The 10,260-nt window shown below is 66.2% G+C and carries 10 protein-coding genes and 1 pseudogene; 2 read left to right on the forward strand and 9 right to left on the reverse strand.

All coding sequences use genetic code 11. The features are described 5' to 3' along the window. Window positions 1–62 precede the first annotated feature (62 nt). Both V6M49_RS01895 and V6M49_RS01900 read right to left on the reverse strand, forming a co-directional pair. Window positions 63–1,316: a glycoside hydrolase family 26 protein gene (locus V6M49_RS01895; RefSeq protein WP_332759734.1), complete on the reverse strand. Its 1,254-nt coding sequence runs from the start codon at window positions 1,314–1,316 to the stop codon at window positions 63–65. Between the two features lie 639 nt (window positions 1,317–1,955). Beyond that, window positions 1,956–2,204, reverse strand: coding sequence for a YegP family protein (locus V6M49_RS01900; RefSeq protein WP_332759736.1), 249 nt, complete (start codon window positions 2,202–2,204; stop codon window positions 1,956–1,958). Window positions 2,205–2,754: 550 nt separating this feature from the next. Here V6M49_RS01900 and V6M49_RS01905 point away from each other — a divergent pair. Beyond that, window positions 2,755–3,576 (forward strand): MBL fold metallo-hydrolase, encoded by an 822-nt coding sequence (locus tag V6M49_RS01905; RefSeq protein WP_332759737.1) that lies wholly within the window; start codon window positions 2,755–2,757, stop codon window positions 3,574–3,576. 234 nt (window positions 3,577–3,810) lie between these two features. On the opposite strand, the gene V6M49_RS01910 is transcribed toward V6M49_RS01905, so the two are convergent. Together V6M49_RS01910 and V6M49_RS01915 are read right to left on the reverse strand one after the other, a co-directional pair. After that, window positions 3,811–4,323 carry a MepB family protein gene (locus V6M49_RS01910; RefSeq protein WP_332759738.1) on the reverse strand — a complete coding sequence of 171 codons (513 nt, stop codon included), beginning with the start codon at window positions 4,321–4,323 and terminating at the stop codon, window positions 3,811–3,813. Window positions 4,324–4,427: 104 nt separating this feature from the next. Next, entirely contained in the window at window positions 4,428–5,243 is an 816-nt protein-coding gene (locus V6M49_RS01915; RefSeq protein WP_141139065.1) for a hypothetical protein, read from the reverse strand. Window positions 5,244–5,311: 68 nt separating this feature from the next. Between V6M49_RS01915 and V6M49_RS01920 the strand changes: the two genes are divergently transcribed. Beyond that, window positions 5,312–5,566 carry a hypothetical protein gene (locus tag V6M49_RS01920; protein ID WP_332759740.1) on the forward strand — a complete coding sequence of 85 codons (255 nt, stop codon included), beginning with the start codon at window positions 5,312–5,314 and terminating at the stop codon, window positions 5,564–5,566. A 40-nt stretch (window positions 5,567–5,606) separates the two neighbouring features. Here V6M49_RS01920 and V6M49_RS19875 read toward each other — a convergent pair. The 5 genes and pseudogenes from V6M49_RS19875 to V6M49_RS01940 form a co-directional block, all read right to left on the reverse strand. Next, window positions 5,607–5,777 (reverse strand): annotated as a pseudogene (locus tag V6M49_RS19875) (CPBP family intramembrane glutamic endopeptidase); the annotation flags it as partial. A 27-nt stretch (window positions 5,778–5,804) separates the two neighbouring features. Continuing rightward, a complete protein-coding gene (locus tag V6M49_RS01925) occupies window positions 5,805–7,217 on the reverse strand; it encodes an amino acid permease (RefSeq protein WP_332759742.1) in 1,413 nt (470 codons plus the stop codon). 268 nt (window positions 7,218–7,485) lie between these two features. Then, window positions 7,486–8,742, reverse strand: a complete 1,257-nt coding sequence (gene nagA / locus V6M49_RS01930) for an N-acetylglucosamine-6-phosphate deacetylase (RefSeq protein WP_332759743.1) — start codon at window positions 8,740–8,742, stop codon at window positions 7,486–7,488. Then, window positions 8,739–9,422, reverse strand: a complete 684-nt coding sequence (locus V6M49_RS01935) for an N-acetylmannosamine-6-phosphate 2-epimerase (RefSeq protein WP_332759744.1) — start codon at window positions 9,420–9,422, stop codon at window positions 8,739–8,741. The genes nagA and V6M49_RS01935 overlap by 4 nt, the downstream gene beginning before the upstream one ends. Before the next feature lie 88 nt (window positions 9,423–9,510). Further along, window positions 9,511–10,260, reverse strand: a 750-nt coding sequence (locus V6M49_RS01940; RefSeq protein ID WP_332759746.1) for an ROK family protein, incomplete at its 5' end; no start/stop codon positions are given.

The raw sequence follows: 10,260 nt of genomic DNA on the forward strand, positions 1-10,260 counted from the left end.
GGTTCCGGGTTGCCGCTGCGCGCCCGCACCGGGTAAACCCGGCGCGGGCGCGACGGGCGGAATCAGGAGTTCCTGGCCGCCAATGCCGCGGCGAGGGCGCTGGCCGAGGCGGTGGAGCTGTTGATCCGCCAGTCGACTTCTTTGTTGTGGTGAAACCAGACGAAGGCGGTGATGTCGGACTGGGCGGCGAGGTACGAAACGAGGGCGGTGTTCCAGTCAGCCTTGGAGCCTCCGGCCTCTGCGGAGGCTGTCTCGGAGATCATGATCGGCTTGCCGGGTGCGAGGCTGCGGAGTGCAGTCAGTCCGTCGCCGAAGAGGGCCGATGGCGATGTCCAGGAGCTCCACGATGCGGCGGTTCCCCAGTTGTAGCCGTCCAGACCAACAATGTCGACGTAGCCGGCGCCGGGGAAGAGCCCGGAGAGCGGGGTGGAGCCCCAGTAGGGGACGTTCGGGCTCCAGACCCACTGCACGTTGGTGGCGCCTGTTGCGGCTACGACGTCGTGCACGTGGCGCCATGCTGCGGCGTAGTCCCCGGCCTGGTTGCCGTTGGCGGATTCAGCCCAGGGGTACCAGTTGCCGTTCATTTCGTGGGCGAACCGCAGCATGACGGGCTTGTCCCATGAAGCCAGGGCGGTACCCCATTGGGCGATGTAGGTGTCGAAATCTCCGGCGGTGATGCGGTCCAGGGCGTAGGCGGGCTGGTTGGCGCCGTTGCCGCTCCAGAGCCAGGGCTCCCAGGTGATGAGGCTGGTGGCGCCCCGGGCGTCGACGGCGTTCAGGTCAGCGATCGGCGCGGCCTGGCTGAAGTCTTTGTAGGACATGACGATGGAGGGATTTTCGTTGACCAGCGTTGCGACGGCGTCCAGCTCGCTGGTGGCCAGCGGACCTCCGGGCGTGGACACTCCGAACCGCAGCGGGGCAGAGCTGATGGGAGGGTTGAGGGTTGTTGTGGACGTCTCGGTCCGGGCCGCCATCGTGACCGGAGCAGCACTGGCCGTGGCCGCGCTGTCACGGCCGGCGGAGGTGGAGGCCGGGCTATACGTGACGGTGTAGGGCGCGGACGCCGAGGGCTTTCCCGCCTTGGCCGTCACCACAACAGTTGCTGCGGTTGTTGCCGGTATGTTCACGTCCGCCGTGAAGGAACCGTTGGCCCCGGTGGTGAACGGGATGCTCGATGAACCGGCTGTCAGGGTTCCGAACGACTGGCGCGCAAAGCCGGTGCCGGTCACTGTGATGGACGCTCCGGCCGGCCCTGCGGAGGTGCTCAGGGTAATCCCGGCCCGTTCTGCAGCCTCCGATGGCACTGCGATACCCATAACAACAGCCAGTGGCAGCACCAAGCTGGCCACCAGAAACCGAACCAATCGCTTCTTACGCACAAACACTCCCCAGCATCAGTGAAAAATGAGGCCCCGGGACGGGGCAAAATGTTGGCCTCGGTGGACGGTAGTCAAGGGTTGCGCCGCGATTCGCATTCGACGAAAGCCATCGAGTTCCCCCAGAGTTTTCACTTCCAAGTAGTCAACTACTGACTTGAAAAGGATCCCCCAGACAATGTTTGCAAGCGGTACAGGTTCACACCTAGTGCTGGGCGAAATCCTTGGCAAACACTGCGCATGCCTTGGCGAAGCTTGGACAATCCTAGGTAAAGCCTGGATCGGCTCGCCGTCCCTTCGAATCTGCGTGAACAACTCCACTCTCGAGCCCATCCGGCCTTCCAGCACATGTTCGCGTCTTAGGCCGAGTACGAACGCTCGCGTTTGTCCGAACGCACCAAGGCAGGGCTAGCGGCCGCGAAAACCAGGGCCCGGCTTGGCGGAAGTCCGCCGGCGATGACTGCGGCGAAACTTGAGGCAGCCAGAGACCTGCGTCGTCAGGCTAAGAAAACTGCAGGAGATCGCGTACACCTGAGCGTGTCCCATCCGACCAAGGCCCTTGGCCCGCGAACGTGTATGTCAGGACCGGTGTCTGAGGCCATCGTTCGGGGCGTCGCTTAAATCACTTCCGTCCGCGTCGGGAGTCGGGTCCGAGAGGTCGGTGACCAGGCCCGTGCCCGCACATTCTCGTACGGCATCGATTCCGGCGACGGCTGTTAACTTGTCATCGAAACCGGACGACACGGCCATTACCGTTCCTCTGTCGTCGAGGAGCCGGAACCTGAACTGCGATTGCGCATCAACGAATAACTCAAAAAGACCAGCCATGGTGTTTCCCCCCTGCAGACGGGTGCACCCCGCCCGACAGCCCTCGGTAAGGGCCTGCGAAACCGCCTGCTGCTGGACGGATCCGGACTACTCGAACGCGGCGTTGCGTTGGAAGTGGTCCGTCAATAAGATGTGGCGACCTGCCCGTCATCACTCCTCATCCAACCATGCCGTGTCAGGGGACCCAACAACGGCCACAGGTTCCTAGGAAGCCGTTTCTCCGGCGGGCACAAACAGCACCGATCAGGGCGCCACCGGTTGCGGCCTAATGGGTGGACCCTAGCTGCTGTCAGACCCAAGGTAATGTCCGGCCTCTCATTTCTCCTCGTCGTCGCTGGCCTTTTGGCTTAGCCGTTATCGGCGTCCTCCTTTACGGACAGTCCCAGATCCGGTCTCGATCAGGGTCCAGCGATCGCCGAACGCCTCCACCGCGCGTTGATCGGGCACCTTGACTGCGGCTCACCCGCTTCGCCCATAGTGCTTGCAATCTACTACCGCCAGCTAATACCGTCTCGACAAGGGGCTGCAAACCACAAGCGGAAGGCATTTCATGCTGGAGGAAGTCGCTGAGGGCGTTCTGGTTCACGAGAGCGAGTTCATCCAGAGTAATTCCGTTGTCGTGCAGGGCCGGGACGGTGTGTTGCTCATTGACCCCGGTATAACGGGCGACGAAATGTCGGCCCTCGCGAACGACCTTCACGAGTTGGGCCAGCCCGTCGTGGCAGGCTTCTCGACGCATCCTGATTGGGACCATGTGCTCTGGCACGCGAACTTCGGCGACGCGCCCCGTTACGGTACAGCCCGCTGCGCGGCCTCTATCCAAAATTTGCTGTCGAACGCGGACTGGAAGGCCCGCATAGCCGAGGGGCTCCCGCCGGAGTACGCCGAGGATATCCCGATGGATCTGCTGGGTCTCATTACCGGTCTGCCCGCCGATACTGCGCAGATTCCTTGGGATGGCCCCACAGCCCGGATCATCGAGCATCAGGCCCATGCCCCCGGCCATGCGGCGCTGTTGATCGAGGAGCGCCGCGTCCTCGTCGCCGGCGATATGCTTTCTGACATCCTGATGCCGTTCCTCGACCTGGAGGCCGCGAATCCGATCGAGGACTACCTCGCCGCGTTGAGGCTGTTTGACAGCGTGGCCGACGACGTTGATGCCGTCATCCCTGGTCACGGCTCGGTCGGCGGAGCTGGGCAGCTACGGGCACGTATCAACCAGGATCGCGCGTACGTGCGGGCCCTGCGAGACGGCGGTGTTCCCGACGACCCGCGTGTCGGCCCATCGGCCCCGTTGGATTGGCTGCCCGATGTGCATAGATGGCAACTCCAGCGGCTCGCCCAAAGAGAACAGAACGAGACACCCAAATAGCGGTCGCATACCGGCACTACGGGCTGTCCCGTGCAGGGTTCTTCAAACGGATACCCGCATCTACCGCTGACAGAACAAGGCCAAATGCCGCTAGATTCACAACCAAGCCGGCTGCTGATTGCAACTCTAGTGGCAGCACTTCGCGACAAAGTCTGTCGGATTCGCTTGGGGTGGAGCAGCGCTCGACGGCGGCCCGCCACCTGAGCTGGCCTGACCGAATGTCGCCGAATCCGTCTAGGCCACAACGAAGAGTCGACTGGCTCGCTGCGCATCGGTGGCGGATCCGTCAGCCATCTCGAAGAAGTAATTACACTGCCACTGCTGGGATTTTTTCGCCTGCCGATTCGTCGTAGCTGACCAGGGCGGATAGATGCGGAACCCTCGCTTGCCTCCGGCGCCGCCAACGGACACGACGCCGTGCTTGACCAGCGCCGCCTTCGGAAAAGCGAATGCTCCGACTCGGGAATCCTCCCGTACGCAGATCACCAGCACGTCGCTGCACTCCTCCGCGGGCAGAGGTTCGGTCGACCCATCGAGAGAGCGCCGCCACACCGTCACGAACAAGCCCACCTTCGTCGGGGTCAGTTTTCCGACCCTGAAGCGAACCGGAGACCGACCGATTGCCGAGATCGCGGCACCGTACTCAGCGTTGTCGGCCTCGACTTTGGCGGGGGAACAGACGAGGCCGAGGTCGCCGAGGACCCTCATCACCATGGCGACATCCGGATGGACCTGAAGACCTGACATAGCACTCCCATCGAAACGAATCCCCGACAGGAGCGACGGGGCTGTGCGCGAAGAGCTCAGCCCTCACTACCCCGACGATATCCCCACGTGCACAAAAGGCGTGGTCAGGCCTCGGCCTGCGGCAGCACCAGCAGGTAGCCCGCCGGCAGATCGCTGCTCCAGCGTCGCGGCTCGCGGACCACGAACTGCGTCGCCAGCTGCTCGGGGCTGAGCAGGCTGTTGGGCGCAGGCGATGGACCCCACTGCCCGCTGCCGTGCGGGTAGAGCGGATCCTGGACGCGGACGCCGGTGACCGAGAACTCCGGGAACTGGCCGGGATCGCCGAGCGACTCGAACCCGCTCATCACCCAGGCATGGCGGCCGCTCCACATGACCAGCCCGACCGGCCGGCCCGTTTCGGTGATGGCACGCGCCGCCGTTCGCAGCGCGTCCTCATAGTCGGCGATGCTGACAACGGCGTATGGCCCCATCCCGACGTCGGTCAGCACCTCTGCCCAACCGAGCGGATTTGCACCGTTGAACGAGTTGGACGACCGTGCCCGGGCCCTCTCCCACAGGTCGCCCTGCTGAGCGCGATCGGCCCACGTGCCGCCCCCCGTGTCATCGATGAGGTTGTGCGCGATCTGGATGCTCGCCGCAACACACCAGTCGAAGGTGTACTGCGGCACGAAGTCCCCCTCCTGGTAGAGGTTCAGGGCAAACGCCTGGGGCACCGCCGTTGGCGTGGGAACCGGCGTCGGTGTGGGGGCTGGAGTCCGGTGAGGGGCGGGGGCGACGTCGCCAGCGGCTGGCCGGGCCGAGGACGTTGCTATCGGTCGATCGGTGGCGGTCTCGTCAAAGCCGATCGCGGGCGCGCACGCCGTGAGGAGCATCGTCAGGGCAACGAGCCAGGCCAGAAGACGGGCAGGGGCACCGGTCATAATCGAAAGTCTAGCGCGATGCGGCCAGGTCTTGACGGGGTACAGAGGCGCCGTTCGCAGGGCGACTGTTGCCCGCCGTCGTTCACCTGGGACGCCTCCTGAAGGAGAAACGCCCGACGGCGGTGGCCGGGCGGGGTGCCTTGCGCCAGGCCCGGCGGTCCAGCGCCACAGAGTGTCAGAACCGTAAGGACGACGACCCCGAAGTAGATCAGCTCCGCGCGGTCGGCGCCGGGACCGGTGAAGCCGAAGGAACCCGTGGTGAAAGTGCCCTGGCTGTTGTGGAACAGGAGCGCCAGCAGGGCACTGCCGCCCTGTGCGGTTGAAAAGCCACATATAGAGGAAGGTGATGGCGAACGTCGTCGGCAAGCTGATCAGGCTTAGCCCGCCAAAGAGGACCAGCGGCAGGTGCCACAGGGCCACGAGGACGCCGAGAATGGCTGCGGACAGCAGCGGAGGCCGGGACGCCTGAAGGAGGGGGAGGGCGTAGCCGCGGAACCCGGGTTCTTCGCCCAGTGGGCCCACGCGACGCGCCACCGGACGAGTCGCCGTCGCAGCTGCTGGCTACAGGGCGGGAGTGCGCAGCGACGTGTCTTCGGGTTCGTTGACGTCGTTGGGCTGGTGTGGGCTTAGGTTCTTCCGGTATCGCCATACGGCAATGCCGACGACGACGGCGGCGAGTGCCATGGAGAGCAGCAGCGATTCGCGGGTTGCGTCCAGGATCAGCATGCCGATGAGCAGGGCGACGATGCTGGCGATTGCAACCCACGTCAGGTACGGGAAAAGCCACATCTTCATGGCGAGGTCCTTGGCGGCTGCGCCCATGCGGCGGCGCAGGATCAGCTGTGACGTGGCGATGACCAGCCACACGAAGAGTGCGATGGCGCCGGAGGTATTGACCAGGAAAAGAAATACCGTTTCCGGGGCAACATAGTTCAGTCCGACCGTGATGAATCCGACCACGGTGGATGACAGAACGGCAGCAGCCGGAACGCCGCGCTTGGAGATCTTGGTCCAGGCCTTCGGGGCGTCTCCTCGCTGGGAGAGGGAGAACAGCATGCGGCTGGCGGTGTAGAGACCGGAATTCAGGCAAGACAGGACCGATGTCAGCACGACGATATCCATGATGGTTCCCGCACCCGGGATGCCGAACAGCTCAATGACGGCCACATACGGGCTCTTGGCCACGCTGGCGGAGTTCCAAGGCAGCAGGGTTACGACGATGGCGATGGAGCCGATGTAGAAGACCAGGATGCGCCATACGGTGGACTGGACGGCCTTCTTGACCGCGTCCACGGGATTTTCGGACTCGCCGGCGGCGATCGTGGCGATCTCGGCCCCGAAGAAGGAGAACACCACCACCAGAATGCCGGCGAGTACGGCGCCTGGACCGTTCGGAAAGAACCCGCCGTTCTCAAGGAGGTTGCTGACTCCTGGGGCGGGAACCCCGGGGACAAGGCCCAGGATGGCGGCAATACCGAACAGCAGGAAAAGCACGATAGCCGTCACTTTGATGGACGCGAACCAGAACTCGAATTCACCATAGGACTTCACCGAGCCAAGGTTGGTCAGCGTCAGAAGGACCATGAGCAGCAGCGCCCACACCCATTGGTCGATGCCAGGCACCCAGCGGTGCATAATTGCTGCGCCGGCGGTCGCCTCGATTCCCAGGACGATGATCCAGAACCAGGCATACAGCCAACCGATGCTGAACCCCGCCCAGCGTCCCAGCGCTTTGTCGGCGTAAGCGGAAAAGGACCCGGTTTCCGGATTGGCCGCGGCCATTTCGCCGAGCATCCGCATGACCAGGATGACCACGAGTCCGGCTGCCGCGTAAGCCAGGAGTATGCCTGGGCCCGCTTGCTTAATCGCGGCTCCTGAGCCAACGAACAGCCCGGCGCCAATGACGCCGGCGATCGCGATCATGGAGAGATGCCGTGGCTTGAGTGTTTTTGACAGCTGTGTGTCCGTGTTCATGGTGACGAGGCTTTCGATAGGCGGACCGTCAGGTTCAACGCTGGGCGGCGGGTGACCTGAGCCACATGCCCTATAGACGCTAGACGCCGCTCGCGGAAAGGGCGCTGTTCGTTTGCCCAACCAGGCAGCGTGGCGGATGTGCGATTGCGAAATTCTTGACCTGGAGCCCGCCCTGCCGTGTCCTATAGGTAAACATTGAATACGGTCGCCTATGCACTTTCCGCCAGGCCCTCGTCACCACGGAGCGTCAGGCGGCCAGCGCGGGGCGCTAAACCCCGACGGCGGGGAGGCCCAGGGTGCGCCCCTCGCGTAGGACCAGGACGCGGCGGAAGTTGCGGTCCACCACTACGACGTCGGCCCGCAGCCCCGCGCGGAGGCTTCCGATTTCCTGCGCCTGGCCGATGATCGCGGCCGGAACCGCGGTGGCTGACAAAACAGCGGCGGCCGGCTCCACACCGGCGCCAATGGTCCGCCGCACAACGTCCAGCATGGTGGCCGTCCCGCCGGCGAGCGTGCCGTTGCTCAGCCGGGCGACGGCACCGCTGACGGAGACGGCTGCGGGGCCAAGCTCGTAGTCGCCGTCGGGCAGCCCGGTGGCGGCCATGGAGTCCGTCACCAGGACCACGTTTTCGGCCCCCACCAGCTCGAAGACCATCCGGACCGTTTCGGGGTCCAGGTGCGCGCCGTCGGCGATGAGTTCGACGGCAATCGTGCCGGCCCCGGCCAGCCGGAGGCACGCGGCGACCGGTCCGGGGCTGCGGTGGTGCAGCGGCGGCATGCCGTTGAAGAGGTGTGTGATCGTGGGGCGCGATACGGTCCCCAGGCCGGATGCCGCCAGCAGCTCCGCCGCCCCGGTGAGGGAGGCCGCCGTCGTCCGCGCGTCCGCGTCAGTGTGGCCCAGCGACGGCGTGACGCCGTGCTCGGCGAGCATCCGCACCACGGCGTCGGCGCCGGGAAGTTCCGGCGCGTACGTCATGGTCCGCAGGTGGCCGCCGGCCGCAGCCAGCAGCTCGCCCAGCAGGGGGAGGTCCGGCTCGCGCAGGTACCGTGGATCCTGGGCGCCGCAGCGCGCGTGGGACAGGAACGGCCCCTCGGAGTGGATGCCCGCGATGAGCCCTTCATCGGCGAGCAGCCGCAGGGTTTCCAGGCCGCGCAGCAGGTCCTCACGGGACGCGGTCACCGTGCTTGCCAGCAGCGTGGTGGTGCCGCTGCGGTGCAGGAAGTCGACGGCGGTCCTGGCAGCCTCGCTGTCGCCGCTGGGGAAGTCGCCGCCGACAGCGCCGTGGCAGTGCAGGTCAACGAGGCCGGGCAGAATCATGCTGCCCGGCGGCAGTTCGAGTTCTTCAAGGCCGGGCAGCGACGCCTCATCAAGACCGGCGCGGGGCCCCACATACGCGATGCGGCCGTCTGCGACGGCCACCACTGCGTCGTCATGGATCGAGCCGTCGGTGAGGACCGTGCCGACCAGCAGGTAGTTCCCGGGCTCAGCGGCGGTGGGCTGTGCTCGTTCCGGCGGCGGGGTCACTTCAGGGCCTCGGCGAACCAGCCGGTGATGGTGGCCGGGTGCGTGATCGCGGTACCGACGACGACGGCGAACGCGCCGGCGTCGAGGCACTGCCGGGCCTGGGCGGGGGAGTGGAGGCGGCCTTCGGCGATGAGCGGCACACCGAAGCCGGCCGCGGCGATCTGCTCCAGCAGTTCCAGGTCGGGGCCGTGCGTCTTGGGGCGCTCGCCGGAGTAACCGGACAGCGTGGTGCCGATCAGGTCGGCCCCGGCCTCGACAGCGGCGGCGGCGTCGTCGAACGAGCCGCAGTCCGCCATCACCAAGGCGTGGGAATCCTGGTGGATGCCCGCCACCGTCTGGGCCAGCGTCAGGCCGTCCGGACGCTCCCGGCGCGTGCCGTCGATCGCCACCACGTGGGCGCCCGCGTTGGCCACCGCCAAAGCGTGGCGGAGTGTGGGAGTGATGAAGACGCCGTCGTGCCCGTCCTTCCAGAGCCCGATCACCGGAACCTCCACCGCTGCACGCGTGAACTGCACATCGGCCAGGCCCTGGACCCGGACAGCAGCGGCGCCGCCGATCACCGCGGAGGCGGCCATCTGCCCCGTGGTGCGCGGGTCCCGCAGGGGCTCGCCCGGGTACGCCTGGCAGGACACGATCAAATGCCCGCGCAGGGCTTCGAGGGCTTCGGGGGTCAGGATCACGGTCGGTTTCCTCTGGAAGGTTTGGCGGAGCGGGCTGAAGATCGGAGTCGGGCGGGGTGGTCAGGCGAGGTGCTTTACGACGACGGTGTCAGGACCGAGCGGTGAGGACCAGTCGCGCGGCGCCCACCATTGCTGCTGCGTTGCCGAGTTTAGCGGGAAGGACGGGGAGGCCGAGCAACGCGGGCAGGAGTTCGGCGCGCAGGGCGCGTTCCATGGGACGCCACCAGGGGGCGCCGGCGTCGGAGAGGCCGCCGGAAACCACCACCACTTCGGGGTCCAGGATGTTGGCGAGTCCGCCCACGGCCTGGCCGGCCGCGGCGGCGCCCATACCCACCGCCTGGATGGCTATGGCGTCGCTGGCGCCGGCAAGGGCAAAGACGCCGCGGGCGTCCATCACCGGCTCGTTGCCGCCCAGCCGCACGTACGCCTCGCGGATGGCGGGTCCGGAGGCGATGGCCTCAACATGCCCGGCGCCGCCGCAGACGCAGGGCACAGGCTTGCCCTCGTGGAACGCATACGGGGAAGCGAAATGGCCCACGTGTCCGCCCGCGTAGCGGTGTCCGAGGACCGGGTGCCCGGCCAGGACAAAACTGCCGCCGACGCCGGTGCCGAAGGCCACCAGGAGCGAGCTTGAGGTTCCTGCGGCGGAACCCGTCCACGACTCGCCCAGGGCGTGCGCATGGACATCGTTCACGGCCTGGACAGCCTCCGGCGCCAGGCCGAGCCGGGCGGCCAACCCTGCGGTCAGCTCGGTCCCGGCCCACCCGAGGATGGCATCGGTAGCGGACACCACAACACCGCGCCCGGCATCGATAACGCCAGCTGAACCAACGCCAAC

It is taken from the genome of Pseudarthrobacter sp. (genome assembly GCF_036675385.1).
Classification (GTDB): Bacteria; Actinomycetota; Actinomycetes; order Actinomycetales; family Micrococcaceae; genus Arthrobacter.

What these genes read in the sequence shown, in the direction of transcription:
- V6M49_RS01910 (WP_332759738.1), bottom strand. Translation starts at nt 4,323, where the DNA reads ATGTCAGGTCTTCAGGTCCATCCGGATGTCGCCATGGTGATGAGGGTC.
- V6M49_RS01905 (WP_332759737.1), top strand. Translation starts at nt 2,755, where the DNA reads ATGCTGGAGGAAGTCGCTGAGGGCGTTCTGGTTCACGAGAGCGAGTTC.
- V6M49_RS01915 (WP_141139065.1), bottom strand. Translation starts at nt 5,243, where the DNA reads ATGACCGGTGCCCCTGCCCGTCTTCTGGCCTGGCTCGTTGCCCTGACG.
- V6M49_RS01925 (WP_332759742.1), bottom strand. Translation starts at nt 7,217, where the DNA reads ATGAACACGGACACACAGCTGTCAAAAACACTCAAGCCACGGCATCTC.
- V6M49_RS01900 (WP_332759736.1), bottom strand. Translation starts at nt 2,204, where the DNA reads ATGGCTGGTCTTTTTGAGTTATTCGTTGATGCGCAATCGCAGTTCAGG.
- V6M49_RS01895 (WP_332759734.1), bottom strand. Translation starts at nt 1,316, where the DNA reads ATGGGTATCGCAGTGCCATCGGAGGCTGCAGAACGGGCCGGGATTACC.